We start from the raw sequence: 17,797 nt of genomic DNA on the forward strand, positions 1-17,797 counted from the left end.
CACGCGGGCCGCATGACGCGCGAGGGCTTCGGGAACCGATAACGTCAGACCCACACTCTCTTCTGTCCGGTTCCAGCGACGCGGAAAGCGAAGGTTCATCGACCACCATGACTGGGCGCATCCCGATCACCGAGGTCACCCCGACCGTCGACGCCGGAGCGTATCCGGCCAAGGCGTCGGTCGGCGAGACGTTCACCATCGCGGCCACGGTCTTCCGTGAGGGCCATGACGCGGTGAACGCCAACGTGGTTCTGACGTCGCCGTCGGGACAGACCAGACGGATGCTGATGACCCCGGTCGGCCAGGGCTCGGACCGGTGGACCGTCGACGTCACGCTGCAGGAGCAGGGCGCGTGGACGTTCGCCGTCGAGGGCTGGAGCGACCCGTACGGGACCTGGCGGCACAACGCCGAGATCAAGGTGCCGGCCGGGCTGGACGTCGACCTGATGTTCGCCGAGGGCGCTGCGTTCTTCGACCGCGCGGCGGCCGGCGTACCGCCTGCCGTGCGGCTAGATCGGAGCACGCTGAGCGATGCTGCTCAGGCGCTCGCGAATGGTGCCCTGCCTGCTGAGGCTCGGCTGGCGGCTGGGATCTCGCCGCAGGTCCGGTCCGCGTTGGGGCGGTACCCGGTGCGTGAGCTGATCACGTCGTCGGAGACCTACCCGGTGTGGGTCGACCGGCAGCTCGCGCTGTACGGCAGCTGGTACGAGTTCTTCCCGCGCTCCGAGGGCGCGGTGTACGACGAGGAGGCCGGCGAGTGGAAGTCCGGCACCTTCCGGACCGCCGCCGAGCGGCTCGACGCGGTCGCCGCGATGGGCTTCGACGTGCTCTACGTGCCGCCGATCCACCCCATCGGAACGGCGTACCGGAAGGGGCCGAACAACACCCTCGACCCGAAGCCCGGTGACCCGGGATCGCCGTGGGCGATCGGGTCGTCCGAGGGCGGGCACGACGCGATCCACCCCGAGCTCGGGACGTTCGAGGACTTCGACTTCTTCGTCTCGCGGGCCCGTGAGCTGGGGCTCGAGGTCGCGATCGACCTCGCCCTGCAGGCGTCGCCGGACCACCCGTGGGTCAAGGAGCACCCGAAGTGGTTCTCGGTGCGCGCCGACGGCTCGATCGCGTACGCCGAGAACCCGCCGAAGAAGTACCAGGACATCTACCCGATCAACTTCGACAACGACCCCGAAGGCATCTACGCCGAGGTACTGCGCGTCGTGAAGCTGTGGATCGAGCACGGGGTCACGGTCTTCCGCGTCGACAACCCGCACACCAAGCCGGTCAACTTCTGGCAGTGGCTGCTCGGCGAGGTCCGGCAGACGGATCCCGACGTGGTGTTCCTGTCGGAGGCGTTCACGCGGCGGCCGATGATGCAGGAGCTCGCGAAGGTCGGCTTCCACCAGTCGTACACGTACTTCACCTGGCGCAACGAGAAGTGGGAGCTCGAGGAGTACCTGACCGAGCTGACGAAGGAGACCGGGCATTTCCTGCGGCCGAACTTCTTCGTCAACACGCCGGACATCCTGACGGCGTACCTGCAGTACGGCGGGCCTGGCGCGTTCAAGATCCGCGCGGCGATCGCGGCGACCTCGTCGCCGGCGTGGGGTGTGTACGCCGGGTATGAGCTGTTCGAGCACGTGGCGCTGCGACCGGGGTCCGAGGAGTACCTGGACACGGAGAAGTTCCAACTGCGGCCGCGCGACTGGGCGGCGGCTGAGGCCTCGGGGCAGACGCTGGCGCCGTACCTGACGCTGTTGAACGCCGTACGGCGCCGTCACCCGGCTCTGCAGCAGCTGCGGAACCTCAGCCTGCACAACGCCGAGGACGACGCGATCATGTGCTTCTCGAAGCGCACCACCGGGCCCGACGGGCACACGGACACGGTCATCGTCGTCGTCAACACCGACCCGCACTCGGTGCGCGAGACGATGGTCCACCTCGACATGGCAGCGCTCGGCATGCGCGCCGAGGACACCTTCACCGTCTACGACGAGATCACCGGCGCGACCTGGCGCTGGGGCCAGAGCAACTACGTCCGCCTCGACCCCAACGGCGATCCTGCCCACGTGCTCGCTGTGCGGCGCGGGCAGGCGTAAGCCCACGCGTTCGGGTGCTGTGACGGCGAGGTCGGCGTACCGGTCGAGCTCGCCGTCGTACGTGACCGCAGGTGTGGTCGCACAGCCTCCTACAGCTCGACGGTCTCCGGGTACTTCAGCCCAGTTCCGGTGTTCAGCGCGACGACGCGTTCGCCCGGCTTGATCCAGCCCGACTCCCGAAGCTGAGCGACGGCCGCGAAGTTGGCGGCGCCTTCGGGGCAGACGAAGGAGCCCTCCAGCTCGGCGCACCGCCGTACGGCCGCGAGGATCTCCTCGTCGGTGACGGCGATCGCGCAGCCGTCGGTCTCGGCGATCGCCTGCAGGACCAGGAAGTCGCCGAGCGCCTTGGGGACGGTGATGCCGAAGGCGACCGTCTTGGCGTCGGGCCACGGCTCGCTCTCGGGCTTGCCTTCCTGCCAGGCGTGGACGATGGGAGCGCAACCGGTGGCCTGAACGGAGACCAGCCGCGGCAGCGGGCCCTCGACCCAGCCGAGTTCGAGGAGTTCGTTCAGGGCTTTCCAGATGCCGATCAGGCCGACGCCGCCACCAGTCGGGTAGAGGATCACGTCCGGGAGCTGCCAGCCGAACTGTTCGGCGATCTCCAAGCCCATCGTCTTCTTGCCCTCGATGCGGTACGGCTCCTTCAGCGTCGACACGTCCTGGTAGCCGGAGCGCAGCGCGAGCTGCTCGCGGATCCAGACGCCGGCGTCGCTGATCAGCCCGTCGATCAGCTGCAGCTCCGCGCCGACCACGCTGACCTCGCGGCGGCAGATCTCGGGGGCGGCGACCGGCATCGCGATCAGCGCCTCCATCCCCGCCCGTACGCCGTACGCCGCCCACGCGGAGCCCGCGTTGCCGTTCGTCGGCATCGCGATCTTGCGCACCCCGACCTCGCGCGCCCGCGACACCCCGACCGCGGCGCCGCGCGCCTTGAAGGTACCGGTCGGGATCAGCCCCTCGTCCTTCATCCACAGGTCGTCGACGCCGAGCTCACGCCCGTACGCCGGGAGCCGCAGCAGCGGCGTCATCCCCTCCCCCAGCGACACGATGTTCGCGGGATCGCGGACCGGCAACAGCTCGTGGTACCGCCACAGATCGGCCGGCCGCGCGGCGACATCGGCCTTGGTCAGCCCGGCACGAACCTCGTCCAGGTCGTACCGGGCCAGCAAGGGCGATCCGCACGAGCAGAGCCCGATCACCTGATCCGGGTCGTGGCGGAGGCCGCACTTCGGACATTCCAGCTGGGTCAGAGCAGAGAAGCGCACGACCCGGACGCTACCCGGCTACTGCCCGCCGTACACCGTCTACAGCCCGGACCTCAGAACGGCACGGGCGCCGAAACGTGCGCCGGATTGTTGTCGTCGCTGAAGTTGTAGACCCGGACAATGACCTCGGACAGATCCACCGGCGTGTGGAATTCGATGAAGCCGTTGTTCTCCTTCTGGCGCGCCGAGGTCACGAACCCGTCGCCGTTGCGAAGCGTGAAGGAAATCTCGGTCCGGCCGAAGATCGCGTTGTTGCGAACCGTGACCCGGGCCTGCTGCCCCCGGCTGTCGTCGCAGTTGTCGACCAGGACCTCCGATCCCTGGAACCTGACCAGCACAGCGCAGGATCCCGCCGTGGACGCCGGCGCGGCCTGAGCCAGCTGCGCCATCCCCGTGACGCCGACGGTGGCCGCGGCCGCGGTCAGAGCAGCGCGGCGGGCAATGGTACGAATGGTGTTCATCTGCGTTCCGTGCTCGAGTGGGTGAATTTCCTCGAAACAGTAGGCATCAGCCGCAGCGAAAAGCTCGCAGAACAACCGGAACCGGCAAGGTTCTGCCACCGGTCGCGGAAAGTGAACCGCCGGCCAACCGTAATTCGTGAAGGACCGAACCGGTCACCCCGCCCGCAGCCCGCGAATCGCCGGCCGCTGATGATCCGCCAGCCGGAAGCCGGTCCCCCGCACCGCGTCGATGGTCACCGTCGTCCCCAGCTCGTCGAGCTTCCGCCGCAGCCGCTTCACCAGCGAGTGCACGTCCGCCGTACCGCGCAGGTCGCGGTTGCGCCACACCGCCTGATGCAGCTCCTCGTACGTCCACACCTTCACCGGCGCGGTCATCAACCGGGTCAGCAGGTCGTGCTCGAGATCCGTCAGGGGCACCTCGCGGCCGCGCCACTGCGCGACCGAGCGGTGCGAGTCGATCGTCAACGGGTCGCCGGGGCGGCGGTCGGTACGCCGGGCGTCCGGCGTACGGGGTGGGTCGGGCTCCTCGGCCGGGGCCGGGGGCGGGTCCTGGGCGGGTGTCAGCAGTTTGCGCAGCTCGTCCAGGCTGGAGACGAGCAGCAGCGGAGCGACGTCGTCGACCAGCTCGGCGAGCCGGACGCGCTCTTCGACGGAAGCGGCGACGGCGATCAGCAACGGGAAGTCCGGGTGATCGATGGTTCCGTCGTCGCCGGGGGCGGGGACACGGGCGGTGACCATCCGGTCACGATGTCAACCTCTGCCTCTTATCGTCAACGGACTGACAAAATCTGCCTGAACTTGCCCAGAACGGCTCAACCGCTGGTGACGTCTTGCTCACGAAGTGTGCTTGTTCCCCCTCGCGTCTGACACATAAGGTCCACGTCAGGCTCGCAGCGTCACAGCTTGCGACCTGGGGGGCACGGGGCGTCGCAGAACCGGTTCACCACGACCGGGGCGGAGCCGCCGGCCACCTCTGCACCAATGACTCGGGGGAGTCAACTCGGGGTCGTTCAAGTGAGGGGCTGCAGAGATGTCACATCAACGACGAAGGGGTGTCGCCAGGTCACTGGTGAGTGCCCTGGCGGCCGTGGCCGTCGTCACGACCGGGCTGGCCGCCGCGGGCGCCGCCCAGGCCGCACCGCCGACCAAACCCGCCGCCGACCCGGCGTCCAAGATCAAGCCGGAGCTGCTGAGCAAGCTCCAGGGCAAGGACGCCAAGGAGGCCAGCGACTACTGGGTCCGGTTCACCGCGAAGGCCGACCTGACCAAGGCCGCCGGGATCTCGGACTGGAACGCCCGCGGTACGGCGGTCGCCGCCGCGCTGCGCAAGACCGCCGCCGAGAGCCAGGCCAAGGTCAAGGCCGAGCTCGACGCGCAGCACGTCCAGTACCAGACCTTCTGGGGCACCAACGCGATCCGGATCAACGGCGGCTCGCTGGCGCTGGCCCAGAACCTGGCCCAGCACGCCGAGGTCGAGGGGCTGTACAACCCGACCGCGATCGAGGTGCCGAAGGTCACCCAGGGCAAGGACGAGCGGCAGATCAACTCGATCGAGTGGGGTCTGGCCAACATCAACGCCGACGACGTCTGGTCGCAGTACGGCGACAAGGGCCAGGGCATCGTCATCGCCAACATCGACACCGGGGTCCAGTTCGACCACCCGGCGCTGGTCAACTCCTACCGGGGCAACCTGGGCAACGGGCAGTTCGACCACAACTACAACTGGTTCGACGCGGCCGGCACCTCGCCCGCGCAGCCGGCCGACGGCAACGGCCACGGCACCCACACGATGGGCACCATGGCCGGTGACGACGGCGCCGGCAACCAGATCGGGGTCGCCCCGGGCGTGAAGTGGATCGCGGCGAACGGGTGCTGCCCGTCCGACGCGGCGCTGATCAGCTCCGGCGAGTGGATGCTCGAGCCGACCAACCTCGCCGGGCAGAACCCGGACGCGAGCAAGCGGCCGAACATCATCAACAACTCGTGGGGTTCGCAGCTGCCCTCCAACGACCCGTTCATGGAGGACATCACGCTGGCCTGGGCCGCGTCCGGCATCTTCGGCGCCTGGTCCAACGGCAACAGCGGCTCGGCCTGCCAGACCAGCGGCTCACCCGGCAGCATCGTGAGCAACTACTCGGCCGGCGCCTACGACATCAACAACAACATCGCGTCGTTCTCCGGCCGTGGTGTCGGTCAGAACGGTGAGATCAAGCCGAACCTGTCCGCGCCGGGCGTGAACGTGCGCTCCAGCGTCCCGGGCAACGCCTACGCCAGCTTCAACGGCACCTCGATGGCCTCGCCGCACATGGCGGGCACCGTCGCGCTGCTCTGGTCGGCCGCGCCGTCGCTCAAGGGCGACATCCCGGCCACCCGCGCGCTGCTGGACAACTCCTCGGTCGACAAGGCCGACACCCAGTGCGGCGGCACCACCGACGACAACAACGTGTACGGCGAGGGCCGGCTCGACGCGCTCGCGCTGCTCAACGCCGCCCCGATCGGTGACACCGGCACGCTGACCGGCAAGGTCACCTCCGCCGGCGCCGCCCTGGCCGGCGCGTCGGTGAAGGTCACCACCGCGGGCCAGCCGGACCGGTCGCTGACCACCGGCGCCGACGGCCGCTACTCGTCCGTCGTACCGGCCGGTGACTACACGCTGACCGTCACCTCGTTCGGCTACAAGAGCCAGACGGCGACCGCCACGGTCACCGCCAACGCCACCACCACCAAGGACTTCGCGCTGGAGTCGGCGCCGACCGTCAACATCGGCGGCACCGTCACCGACGGCGGCGGCCACGGCTGGCCGCTGTACGCCAAGGTCAGCGTCGAGGGCCCGGGCGGCGTGTTCGACTACACCACCCCGACCAACGGCCGGTACAGCTTCAAGGTGCCGTCCGGTACGTCGTACAACCTGAAGGTCGAGTCGCAGTACCCCGGTTACGAGACCGTCACCCAGGCCGTCACGGTCGGCACCGGCAACGTGACCAAGAACATCGCCGTCCCGGTCCGCTCGGACGCCTGCGCCACCGCGCCGGGCTACCGCAACGGCTCCGACGGCCTGTACGAGACGTTCGACGCCACCGCGGCGCCGAGCGGCTGGACCGTCGTCGACGGCAAGGGCAACGGCCAGGTCTGGGCCTTCAACGACCCGGGCAACCGCGGCAACCTGACCGGTGGTGGCGGCGGCTTCGCCATCGCCGACAGCGACAAGTTCGGCTCCGGCCAGTCGCAGGACACCTCGCTGGTCAGCCCGACCGTCGACCTGACCGACGTCGCGGCGCCGGTGATCCGCTTCAACCAGGACTTCAACTGGCTGGGCGGCGAGAAGGCCGACGTCGACCTGTCCCTCGACGGCGGCAGCACCTGGACGAACGTGCTCACCCAGGCCACCGCGGACGTCCGTGGTGTCCAGGAGATCGCGATCCCGCAGGCGGCCGGACAGTCCGCCGTCCAGGTTCGCTTCCACTACTACGACGCCTCGTACGACTGGTGGTGGCAGGTCGACAGCGTGCTGATCGGCAGCCAGATCACCTGTGAGCCGACCGGCGGCGGCCTCGTCGTCGGCAACGTGAAGGACGCCAACACCGGTTCCTTCGTCAACGGCGCCGTCGTCACCCGTGACGACAAGGCCACCGAGACCGCCACGACCGTCGCCACGCCGGAGGACACCGGCCTCAACGACGGCTTCTACTGGCTGTACTCCGCGGACTCCGGTTCGCACAGCTACTCGGCCAAGGCCGGCGGCTACGTCACCGCGAGCCAGAACGTCGACGTGGAAGCCGACTGGGTCACCCCGGCCGACTACACGCTGGCGGCCGGCAAGCTGACCGTCACCCCGGGCTCGATCGACGGCAACCTCAAGCTGCCCACCGGCAAGGTCACCAAGTCCTTCACGGTCAAGAACACCGGTGGCGCACCGGTCGACGTGAAGTTCGGTGAGCGCGACGGCGGCTTCGAGATCGCCAACGCCAACGGCAGCACCACCACCAAGGCCCAGGTCCTGACCGGCCAGGGTGCCCCGCTGCAGCGGCTGAACGTCGCGACGTCGTTCGGCAGCAAGATGGCCGGCAAGATGCCGGTCGCGCCGGCCGTCCCGAAGCCGCTCGCGGCTCCGTGGACCGACATCGCCGACTACCCGGCGACCGTGATGGACAACCGCGTGGTCAACGTCGACGGCAAGATCTACTCGATCGCCGGCGGCAACGGCTCCGCGGCCAGCGCGAACAGCTACGTGTACGACCCGGCCTCGCTGGCCTGGACCGCGATCGCCCCGCTGCCGGGCGCCCGCAACGCGATCACCGTCGGCGCCGTCGGCGGCAAGATCATCGCCAGCTCCGGCTGGGGTGCCGCCGGCCCGGACGCCGCGACCTGGTCCTACGACCCGGCCGCGAACGCCTGGACCGCCGTCGCCAACAACCCGGCGCCGCGTGCGGCCGCCGGCCAGGCCGTCCTGGACGGCAAGCTGTACGCGATCGGTGGCTGCACCACGGCCGGTTGCACCCCGATGTCGAACACCGCGGTCGTCTACGACGCGGGCGCCAACACCTGGGCCCCGATCGCCGACTACCCGAAGTCGGTGGCGTTCGCCTCCTGCGGCGCGATCGACGGCAAGGTGTACTGCTCCGGCGGTAACGACGGCGTCAACGCGCAGAAGAGCGGCTACGTCTACGACCCGGCCACCAACGCCTGGTCCGCGATCGCCGACTCCCCGGCCGACCACTGGGCCGCTTCGTTCGCCGTCGCCGGTGGCAAGCTGCTGGTCGTCGGCGGTGTCCAGGCCGGTGCGGTCACCAACGCGGGCTTCGCGTTCGACGCCGCCGCCGGCACCTGGGGCGCGCTCCCGAACGCCAACCAGCCGCGGTACCGCGGTGGGGCGGCGTGCGGCTTCTACAAGGTCGGCGGCTCGTCCGGCGGCTTCACCGCGACCGTCGACAGCGAGGCCCTGCCGGGTCTCGAGGACTGCTCGGAGTCGTCGGCCGACGTCAGCTGGCTGAGCATCGACAAGACCGAGGCCACCCTGGCCCCGGGCGCCAGCACCACCGTCAAGGTGACGCTCACCGCGAGCGTCGACCAGCCCGGTACGTACTCCGGGTCGGTCACCATCGCCGAGAACACGCCGTACAGCGTGGACGCGGTCGGCGTGAAGATGAACGTCACCCCGCCGAACACCTGGAGCAAGCTGTCCGGCACCGTCACCGGCGTCGCGACCAACGGCAACACCGCTCCCCTGTCCGGCGCCATCGTCCAGGTCGACTCGTGGGCCCAGTCCTACACGTTCACCACGGACACCAGCGGCAACTACGCCTACTGGCTGGACCGCCGCAACAACCCCCTCACCCTGATCGCCGCCAAGGACGGCTACAAGCCCCAGACCCGCACGACACGCCTGGTAGCAGGCACCCCGGTCGTCGAGGACTTCGCGTTGAAGGCCATCAAGTAGCAACGACCTAGCAGTACCGGCCCCCGCCCAGAGATTGGGCGGGGGCCGGTCTCGTGTGAGGGAAGAAAAGCGAACAAAACAAGCACCGGAGCGGTCGAACGAGCAGCGTCCCCACCAGAACGGAGTGGTCATGCGGAGGATTCTCGGTGCGGCACTGGCTGCCTCGATGCTCGCCGGCTGCTCGCCGGCAGCGACAGATCGGGTGCCGGTCGAGGAGAAACCCGCGCCAGGGCACAGCTTCGTGGTCACCCGCACCATCGATCCGCGGACGACCGCGGCAACTGTGGATTCGAGGACCTGGGCCCGTGACGTGGTCCTGGACACGACCCGGAACAGCAAGCTGCCCAAGGACGCGGTGGTGCACGACCTCACCGACACCGGTGGCCTGCTGATCTCCCAGTCCGAGCAGGTCAGCAAGGACGGCGAGCCGGTCCTCCAGCCGGCGAAGATGAGTTTGTGGTCGCCTGACGGTCGGCAGCAACTTCTGGACGACGCGGCCGGGCGGCCGAAACCGGTGCGGCAGCCGATCAACGGGCAGGCGCACGGCCCGAACGCAACCTGGGTCGACACCACCAGCACCGACCTGTTCCAGCAGGACTGGCAGATTCGGTACTACGACGCGGCCACTCGAACCACTCGGCTGATCGCCGACTCGGCTGTGCTGTTCCCCGGCGTACAGAACCTGCGCCCGCCGCCGGGCGACACCACCCCGATCATGGCCGCTGACGGCACCATCTACTGGGAGGCCGCCGTACCGGATCCCAAGGCCCACCTCGGCCACACCGGCGTCATCATGGCCCGCGACGCCCAGGCGAAAGGACCGGTCCGGACGGTCGCGCGGAACGCGAGCACCCCGGCGGTGGTCGGCTCGACCCTCTACTACAGCTACCTGGACGACGTGTCGCCCGAGACCCCACAGCGCAAGCTCGAGATCCACGCGCGCACTCCCGACGGAACAGACCGCGTCGTGGTCAACGCCCCGCTGGTCAAGGACCAGCAGATCCTGCGGCTCGCCGCGAGCCCCACGCACCTGGCCTGGGTGATCAGCGACACCGACCGCCAGGCACCGCCGGGCGACGATCCCGACGAAGGCTGCCGAGACACCAAGGACCACGGCTGCTCGCTCTACCTGATGGAACACGGCACCAACCAGGCGATCCGGATCAAGCTGCACACCTACTTGGCGATTCCGGTCCTCTCCCCCACTCTGCTCGGCTGGGGCGGATCGAGCTCAGCCGGCGACTCCGGGGAGTACGTCATGGACCTGTCCAGCACGACGATCTGGCGAGTCGGCGCGGCGCGTGGCTGCAGCGAGGTCGTCCTCGCGGGCGCGTACGTCAGTTGGTTCACCGGCACAGCGGACGGCCAGTGCAACGGACAGGTCGTCGTACGGTGGCGCACTCCCTGACCTTGGAGTGGGCTGCTGGGGTGCCGGGTGTGGTGAATGCGGCGCCGCAGGTCCCTGTGGGTACTTCGTCGAGGACGACCGCGGCGGAACGTCGTACCGAAGGACAGGACGTGTGCGCGCCGGAGCGCCTGAAAATCTGGCGGTCCGACCGACGACGATCGGCCGCTGACGCACACCTCCTGTCCGTCGGTACGCGGCTGGGTCAGTTCCTCCAGCCCGACCTGTACAGGCCTATCGCTGCCTCCGACGGAGAGGCGGCCGAGCTGTCGGGTGAGACGAGTTCGACCGAGACTGTGGTGGGGAAGTCGTTCCGCGACTCCCACGGGAAGTTCCACAGCCAGTCGGGGCGTAGATCGAGGACGTCGCCGGCGCGCGAGCACGCGATCGTGGAGCGCTGACTGTGGAAGCCCTCGGCGCGGAGCCTCAGCACCGCGTACGAGCGCGCCGAGGCGCACCGGACGACGACCCTCACCACGTCGTGCTGTCTGGTCTCGAATGCGAAGGTGAGCTTGCGGCCCGTCCCCGGGCCGATGACCTGCTGATCGATCAGCTCGTCCGCGTCGATCCGCGCGGGGAGCAACTCGTCCGACCTCAGCGGCGTCGTGGCCGCGACCGGATCCACCTCGGTGCTGCCCAGGAGAGCGTTCCGCAGTCCGTCGCGGCCGCTCGACAGAGCGATCACGACAAGCATTGCGACCACCAGCCCGGTCGCCTTGCGCCGGTTTCGCCGGCGCCGCCGGAGCACTGGCATCGGGTCCTCGACGGGTGTGACCGTGGCGGACATGCTCCGCAGCCGATCTCGAAGTTCCTGTTCGTTCACGACCGGACCGCCGGAGCCAGCTCGGGGTCGAGCCGGAGCTTGGCCAGGGCGCGGCTCGACTGGCTTTTCACCGTTCCCGCCGAGCACCCGAGTGCGGCCGCGATGTCCGCCTCGCTCAGGTCTTCGAAGTACCGCAGTACGACGATCGCGCGCATCTTCTTCGGGAGGCGCCGCAGCGCCTCCAGCAGGTCGGCGTTGTCGACCAGAACGCTTCCGTGGTGGACGCCGGACTCGAAGATGGTGTCGGTGAGGTGTTCCGGCCTGTCCTTCGAGCGGCGCCACCAGGCGAAGTAGACGTTGAGCAGCGTGCGACGAACGTACGGGTACGGATCCGCCGCACGAATTCCGCCCCACGTCCGCCAGCACCTCAGCAGCGCGGTCTGGACGTGATCCTCGGCCAGCTGCCGGTCCTGGGTCAGCAGGAACGCTGTCCTCACCAACTGCGGGTAGCAGGCCGTCACGAAACCCTCGAAGTCCGCGTCGGTCGCCAGCCGGGCAGGCTCCTCGTACGGCGTCGCGGGCACGGCGAAGTTCTCGGTCACACCCATCAGGAGTCGAGCCGGGCCCGTCAGGTTGGCTCGACCAGCAAACTTTCTCGCGCCGGCCGGAACGTCCGGATCACCTCAGACCACGCGCGGACGGTGATCTGATCCCGAGGTGATGCGAACCTCTCAGGCATGGCCGGAATGATTTTCGTCGATTACCGGAGGGTGTCAGGAATTTGTCACCGAGGCGATTCACCGACTGACTCACTGCTAGTTTCGGAATTGTTCTCGGGGGCTCTTCGAGTCCGCCCACAATTCCGAAGAGAAAGAGTTTCTACCGTGCTGAAACTGCGTAATGGTGTCCGTCGGGTGGCGATGGTCGGGGCCGCGGCCGCGATGGTGATGGCCGGGATGACCCAAGCGGCCCAGGCGAGCCCGGCCGCCACGAACAGCTGCGCCGCGACCCAGACGAACTTCCTCAACTCCTCGTTCGTCCTCGACAACTGCCTGAGCGGCGGCCGCGCGCATTATCGGATCAACAGCGGCGCCGGCTACACCAAGACCGAAGCCCAGGTCCACGTCAGCGGCGAACAGGGCGACTGGCTCCTGACCGCCTGGGGCGGCAACAGCATCGACGAAGGAGACCTCCCCCGCGCGGTGACCCGCTTCAAGATCTGCGTCTACGCCTGGATCGTCTGGCCGACCCCACGCGAGGTCGGCAGCTGCAGCAACGAGATCTCGGTCGACTGACCCCAACCTGGCAGCATCCGGCCCCGCCCAGAGTCTTTGGGTGGGGCCGGGCCGCAGTTCTCCTGAGCATCTCCCCCAACCCCAACGCACCACAGTCCAGGCAGAGCGTCGGCCTCCTGCGACCCCACTATCTCTTTGTATTTGCTTTTTGTCTTTTGCGTTTACCTTTACGCGGCCGGGAGCAAGTGGAAGCCAACACCCCGCACCGCATGAATAGTCACCGTCGCCCCCAAATGCGCGAGTTTCTGGCGCAGGCGTTTGACCACCGAGTGGATGTGCGACCCATGGCCAAGGTGCTCGTTCCCCCACACGGCGTGGTGGAGGTGTTGGTACGTCCACACCTGCCCCGGCTTCTGCACGAGGCAGTGCAGGAAGTCGTGTTCCAAACGCGTCAGCGGGACTTCCCGGTCCTTCCAGCGCACCACGCGGCGGTCCTCGTCGAGGCGTAGGGCGGCCGGCAAAGCAATGACGTTGTCGGCTGCCTCGATCTGGGCAGGAGTCTCAACGTCGGGGTCCGATGGGAGGACGCCTGGCGTGAGCACGACGGGGTTGGTCGTCGGGGTGGTCGTGAGGTCGAGGAAGGCCCGGGCCTGGTCGGCGCTGGAGACCAGGAGCAGGGCTTCGGCGCCGCTCAGCAGGCGCGCGAGCTGGACGCGTTCGGCACTGGTCGTGGCGACGCCGATGATCAACGACGAGTCCGGCACAGTCTCCATGGAGCCCCTCCGCTCAAACGTTTGCCGGGACAGGCGCAGGGACAAGTACGCTCAACCGCGAGGGTGAAGTCAAGGGAAACCCTGCGCGAGCGCGTGGCACAAATGCGACCTGGCCGAGACCGGCCAGGGCCGAAACCCCCTCCACACACACCGGTACGCCGTACTGCGAACGCCCGCAGTACGGCGTACGCCCGGCTGCGCCGCCAGACGCGGAGCCGGGAGACGGGAAACCCGCGACAGGCCGGGTCGGGCCCGCGTGGAGGCGTCCGGACCCTCTGCCGGACGGGGCAGAAGGACCGGACGCGGGGGAAGGGCTGCCGGATCAGCCGATGGTCTTCACGGCGGTGATCAGCGTGCCGTTGCTGGTGTCGCCGGACAGCTCCCAGAAGAACGCGCCGCCGAGGCCCTGCTGGTTGGCGTAGGTCATCTTGCTGCGGATCGTCGCGGGGGTGTCGTAACCCCACCACTGCCCGTTGCAGAACCCGTACGCCGTACCGCCGACCGTCCCGGTCGCCGGGCACTTGGTCGAGATCCACTTGTAGTCACCGATCCCGGCCTCCGCGAACTGCCCCGGCGCCGCGCCGGTCGCACGACCGCCGGGAGCGGCCTGGGTGACGCCGGTCCAGCCGCGGCCGTAGAAGCCGATGCCGAGCAGCAGCTTGGACGCCGGGATGCCCTTCGACTTCAGCTTCTGGATCGCGGCGTCGCTGTAGAAGCCGGCGGTCGGGATGCCGTTGTACGACGTGAGCGGCGAGTGCGGCGCCGTCGGGCCCTGGGCCGCGAACGCCCCGAAGTAGTCGTAGGTCATCGGCATGATCCAGTCGAGCTTGCCGGCCGCCGCCGCGTAGTTGGTGGCGTCGATCTTGCCGCCGTTGGTGCCGTCGGCGGTGATCGCCGCGGTCACCAGCGCCGACGAGCCGAACCGGGTGCGCAGCGCGCTGATCACGTTGTTGAACGCGTTCGGCCCGGAGGTGTCGCAGCTCAGGCCGCAGGCGTTCGGGTACTCCCAGTCGATGTCGATGCCGTCGAACACGTCGGCCCAGCGCGGGTCCTCGACCAGGCTGTAGCAGGAGTTCGCGAACGCGGTCGGGTTCTTGGCGGCCTCGGTGAAGCCGCCGGACCAGGTCCAGCCGCCGAACGACCAGACCACCTTGATGTTCGGGAACTCCTTCTTCAGCTTGCGCAGCTGGTTGAAGTTGCCGCGCAGCGCACCGGTGTCCCAGGTGTCGGCGACGCCGTCGACCGACCCGGCGGCGTCGTAGGCCTTGTCGTACGCCGCGTACGAGTCGCCCATCGTGCAGCGCCCGCCGGTGGTGTTGCCGAACGCGTAGACGATGTTGGTCAGCTTGGCCGCCGACCCGCTCGTCTTGATGTTCTTGACGTGGTAGTTGCGTTCGTAGACACCCCACTCGGTGAAGTAGCCGACGACGCGCTTGCCGGCCGCGACCGCGCTGCCACGGTCCTGCTGCTCGACCACGCGGGTCGGCAGCGGCTGGGCGCCGTCGTCGGACGGGGTCGCCGCGACCGCGGCGGGAACCACTCCGGTGCCGAGCAGTGCGAGCGCGGCGACGACAGTGGGCAGGGTTCGGATCCTCATGTGTTCCTCCAGGGGGGCGGGAGAGGCACTGTGCGCACCCTACTCAGCACAGCGGGTTAAGAAAAGAAGAAACCGAAAATAAAATGTCCACGCGATCACCGGACCGTTCGGTAACCAACTGACGGCCCGCACTCGACGCCGCCGCGAAAACGGTGTGATCAGAGGCTGGTCCGGCGTGCATCCGAACCGCTTCACGGAGTAATCTCCTCGCGCACGGTCAAGGACCGTATCGACGGAGGAACACGTGCCTGGATCACCGCGGCGACCCGCTCGGATCTGGCTGCTTGCCCTCCTCGTCGTCCCGCTGCTGCTGACGGCCGTTCTGGTCGCCTTCAAGGGCGACGGTCTGAGCAACGCGACCGCCGACGAAACCGGTACGGCGGAACCGCCGGCGACCACTCCCCCGGCAACGACCACTGCCCCGACCACGACGCCGACCGCCGCACCAACCGAGGCCGAGGTCGCGCCGTTCGCGATCGTCTGGAACGACCGCGGCGTCGTGCTCGACGCCGTCGTCCGCGACGAGGCCGCGAAGACCACGATCCTGGAGCAGGCCGAGTCGCTGCTCGCCGAGGGCCGGGTCGTCAGCGGCGAGCTCCAGGTCGACCCCGCGGCGGGGGCGCTCGATCCGGCGGGGCTGTTCGGCGTACTGCGCGCACTGCAGTCGTCGGTCGGCGAGACCAAGGTCGGGTACGACGGGACGACGATCACGCTGACCGGTGACGTCACCGACCAGGCGACGAAGGCGACGGCGGCGCGGGCCGCGGCCAAGGCCGTCCCGGGCGCGGTCGTCGCGAACGAGCTGCGAGTCCCATCGGCGGTGAAGCCGCCGGTGAGCGAGGCGTGCCAGACCTTCGAGACCCGGCTGGCGCAGCTGACCGGTCAGCACAAGATCGTGTTCCTGTCCGGGACGGCGATCGTGAACGAGCGGTCGCGGGGATCGGTCGCACGGGTCGCGGCGCTGCTCAAGAGTTGCGGCACCGCCCGGGTCGAGGTCGCCGGTCACACCGACAACCTCGGCGACCCCGCGACCAGCCTGCCGCTGTCGCAGCAGCGCGCCGACGCGGTGAAGGCCGAGCTGGTCCGCCGCGGCGTGCCGGCCGCGCGGATCATCAGCCGCGGGTACGGCGAGTCCGAGCCGGTCGCGTCCAACAAAACCTCGGCCGGGCGGATCGCGAACCGCCGGGTGGAGATCCGAGTCCCGTAGGGGTTGTCGATGAGTTCGCTGTACGCGCAGCTGTGGGTGCTGCTGCTGGCCGCCTTCGTCCTGGGCAGCGCCGCTGCCTACCTGCTGCACCGGAGCACGCAGCGATGAGCGATCTGGCGCGCAGCAACTGGCCGTGGGAGCTGCTGGCGTTCGCGCTCGGCGCGGTGATCACGTGGTTCCTGCTGAAGAGCCGGGAGCCGGCCGAAGTACCTGCGCCGGCAGCTGAGGACGAAGAGAAGGTCCTGGTCTCCGCCGGCGCTCCGCTCGAGCGCAGCGAACAGCAGGCGAGCCCACCGCCGATGCCGAAGCCGAAGCCGAGCCCGCTGAAGCCGAGCCCGCCGGAGGCCTTCTCCCAGCGCATGGATCCGGCCGAAACCACTCAGCCCACCCTCTTCGACGGTTCCGGCCGCGCCGTCGTACCGGGCCGGTACGGCCCCGGCTCCGCCGACGCCGTCGAGCACCAGAGCCCGCCCGACGGTTTCACCATCAAGGGCAACGCCCAGTCGATGCTCTTCCACACCCCCGACTCCCCGTACTACGGCCGCACCAAGCCCGAGGTCTGGTTCCGCACCGAGGCCGACGCCGAGCAGGCCGGCTTCACCAAGTACGTCCGCAAGCCCCGCAAGTCCCCCGGCGCCTGAGCCCCGCCCGCCGCTAGCATCGATCGACGACCGCGAGCCTGGAGGATCGATGCAGCGCGAGATTCATGTCCCGTTCAAGGCCGAGCAGGACGAGGACGGCGTCTGGGCGGCCACCGCGGCCCTGAACCCGGACGCCTTCGCCCACGGCCAGGGACCGACCCGCGAGGCCGCGATCGAGGATCTCAAGGAAGCGCTCGCCCTGCTCGCCGAGGAAGTCGGCGCCCCGGACCAGCTGGTCGTGACGATCACCACCGACTGATGGGCGCCGTTCCCGCGAAGAAGTTCCGCGAGGTCAAACAAGCACTGGAACGGAACGGCTACCGCGAGGCCCGCCAGAAGGGCAGCCACGTCATCTTCACCAACGGCAGCAAGTCCGTCACCGTCCCGAACCACAACGGCGCCGACGTCTCCAAGGGCGTGCTGCGGCGCATCCTCGACGAGACCGGCCTGACGGCGGAGGAGCTGTTCGACAAACGGCGCGGCCGCGAGCCGATGGAGCTGCTCCGGGAGGGCAACCCGCCGCCCGGCAGCCGAGGGACCAAGTCGGCGCAGAGCAGCAAACCGGCCAAGGACCGCGGCGGCGGCCGTGGTCGCGGCCGCGGCCGCGGCGACTGAGCGCGACGGCGTACGGCGTCCTCGCGTCCTCGCGAAGCGGACAGAACTAACGCGCGAACAGCGCCGAAGCAACGCGGTTCCGGTAACGAATCGGGCGTGAAATAGGGGGATCCGGCCCCTATTTGCTTGTACTGGCAAACCGGCGTCACACTGACTTCGACGCTGCTGCGGGCCCGGCCCGAGGGCGTCGATCCACCCCACCCCAGGACGCTTCGGTCCCTGCTTCCTTTTGAGATGCCCGCGCGCGGGTACGGGAAACAGAACCCGCCGGACCGTCCACCCCGCGCGTCGCCGGAATCGTC

15 protein-coding genes are annotated in these 17,797 nt (G+C 69.0%); 8 read left to right on the top strand and 7 right to left on the bottom strand.

The annotated features are described in order from the left end of the window. The first annotated feature begins 107 nt into the window (after nucleotides 1–107). Nucleotides 108–2,096 carry an alpha-1,4-glucan--maltose-1-phosphate maltosyltransferase gene (locus AB0M01_RS00135; protein ID WP_363664542.1) on the top strand — a complete coding sequence of 663 codons (1,989 nt, stop codon included), beginning with the start codon at nucleotides 108–110 and terminating at the stop codon, nucleotides 2,094–2,096. Nucleotides 2,097–2,185: 89 nt separating this feature from the next. Here the strand turns inward: AB0M01_RS00135 and AB0M01_RS00140 are convergent, their stop codons facing one another. The 3 genes from AB0M01_RS00140 to AB0M01_RS00150 are packed head-to-tail and all read right to left on the bottom strand — an operon-like array spanning nucleotide 2,186 to nucleotide 4,560. Further along, nucleotides 2,186–3,361 (bottom strand): threonine synthase, encoded by a 1,176-nt coding sequence (locus AB0M01_RS00140; protein WP_363664543.1) that lies wholly within the window; start codon nucleotides 3,359–3,361, stop codon nucleotides 2,186–2,188. A 53-nt stretch (nucleotides 3,362–3,414) separates the two neighbouring features. Next, complete coding sequence (locus AB0M01_RS00145) at nucleotides 3,415–3,921, bottom strand: hypothetical protein (protein ID WP_363664545.1); 507 nt, start codon at nucleotides 3,919–3,921, stop codon at nucleotides 3,415–3,417. A 54-nt stretch (nucleotides 3,922–3,975) separates the two neighbouring features. Next, complete coding sequence (locus tag AB0M01_RS00150) at nucleotides 3,976–4,560, bottom strand: winged helix-turn-helix domain-containing protein (RefSeq protein ID WP_363664547.1); 585 nt, start codon at nucleotides 4,558–4,560, stop codon at nucleotides 3,976–3,978. Between the two features lie 349 nt (nucleotides 4,561–4,909). Here AB0M01_RS00150 and AB0M01_RS00155 point away from each other — a divergent pair, with 349 nt between their 5' ends. Both AB0M01_RS00155 and AB0M01_RS00160 read left to right on the top strand, forming a co-directional pair. Further along, nucleotides 4,910–9,259, top strand: a complete 4,350-nt coding sequence (locus AB0M01_RS00155; RefSeq protein WP_363664548.1) for a S8 family serine peptidase — start codon at nucleotides 4,910–4,912, stop codon at nucleotides 9,257–9,259. A gap of 130 nt (nucleotides 9,260–9,389) precedes the next feature. After that, entirely contained in the window at nucleotides 9,390–10,667 is a 1,278-nt protein-coding gene (locus AB0M01_RS00160; RefSeq protein WP_363664550.1) for a hypothetical protein, read from the top strand. Between the two features lie 202 nt (nucleotides 10,668–10,869). On the opposite strand, the gene AB0M01_RS00165 is transcribed toward AB0M01_RS00160, so the two are convergent. Next, nucleotides 10,870–11,451, bottom strand: a complete 582-nt coding sequence (locus tag AB0M01_RS00165; protein ID WP_363664552.1) for a hypothetical protein — start codon at nucleotides 11,449–11,451, stop codon at nucleotides 10,870–10,872. A gap of 32 nt (nucleotides 11,452–11,483) precedes the next feature. Further along, entirely contained in the window at nucleotides 11,484–12,035 is a 552-nt protein-coding gene (locus AB0M01_RS00170; RefSeq protein ID WP_363664554.1) for a SigE family RNA polymerase sigma factor, read from the bottom strand. Nucleotides 12,036–12,311: 276 nt separating this feature from the next. Here AB0M01_RS00170 and AB0M01_RS00175 point away from each other — a divergent pair, with 276 nt between their 5' ends. Beyond that, nucleotides 12,312–12,722 carry a hypothetical protein gene (locus tag AB0M01_RS00175; RefSeq protein WP_363664556.1) on the top strand — a complete coding sequence of 137 codons (411 nt, stop codon included), beginning with the start codon at nucleotides 12,312–12,314 and terminating at the stop codon, nucleotides 12,720–12,722. Between the two features lie 167 nt (nucleotides 12,723–12,889). Here the strand turns inward: AB0M01_RS00175 and AB0M01_RS00180 are convergent, their stop codons facing one another. Then, nucleotides 12,890–13,435, bottom strand: a complete 546-nt coding sequence (locus AB0M01_RS00180) for a winged helix-turn-helix domain-containing protein (RefSeq protein WP_363664557.1) — start codon at nucleotides 13,433–13,435, stop codon at nucleotides 12,890–12,892. Nucleotides 13,436–13,757: 322 nt separating this feature from the next. After that, complete coding sequence (locus tag AB0M01_RS00185) at nucleotides 13,758–15,032, bottom strand: glycoside hydrolase family 18 protein (protein WP_363664559.1); 1,275 nt, start codon at nucleotides 15,030–15,032, stop codon at nucleotides 13,758–13,760. Between the two features lie 244 nt (nucleotides 15,033–15,276). Here AB0M01_RS00185 and AB0M01_RS00190 point away from each other — a divergent pair, with 244 nt between their 5' ends. The 4 genes from AB0M01_RS00190 (at nucleotide 15,277) to AB0M01_RS00205 (ending at nucleotide 17,495) form a co-directional block, all read left to right on the top strand. After that, nucleotides 15,277–16,239: an OmpA family protein gene (locus tag AB0M01_RS00190; RefSeq protein WP_363664561.1), complete on the top strand. Its 963-nt coding sequence runs from the start codon at nucleotides 15,277–15,279 to the stop codon at nucleotides 16,237–16,239. Between the two features lie 104 nt (nucleotides 16,240–16,343). Then, nucleotides 16,344–16,880, top strand: a complete 537-nt coding sequence (locus AB0M01_RS00195) for a hypothetical protein (protein WP_363664563.1) — start codon at nucleotides 16,344–16,346, stop codon at nucleotides 16,878–16,880. 49 nt (nucleotides 16,881–16,929) lie between these two features. Then, entirely contained in the window at nucleotides 16,930–17,139 is a 210-nt protein-coding gene (locus tag AB0M01_RS00200; RefSeq protein WP_363664565.1) for a hypothetical protein, read from the top strand. Then, entirely contained in the window at nucleotides 17,139–17,495 is a 357-nt protein-coding gene (locus AB0M01_RS00205; RefSeq protein WP_363664567.1) for a type II toxin-antitoxin system HicA family toxin, read from the top strand. Before AB0M01_RS00200 ends, AB0M01_RS00205 begins: the two co-directional genes overlap by 1 nt. The last annotated feature ends 302 nt before the right edge of the window (nucleotides 17,496–17,797 follow it).

Source organism: Kribbella sp. NPDC051770 (assembly GCF_040681455.1).
Lineage (GTDB): Bacteria > Actinomycetota > Actinomycetes > Propionibacteriales > Kribbellaceae > Kribbella.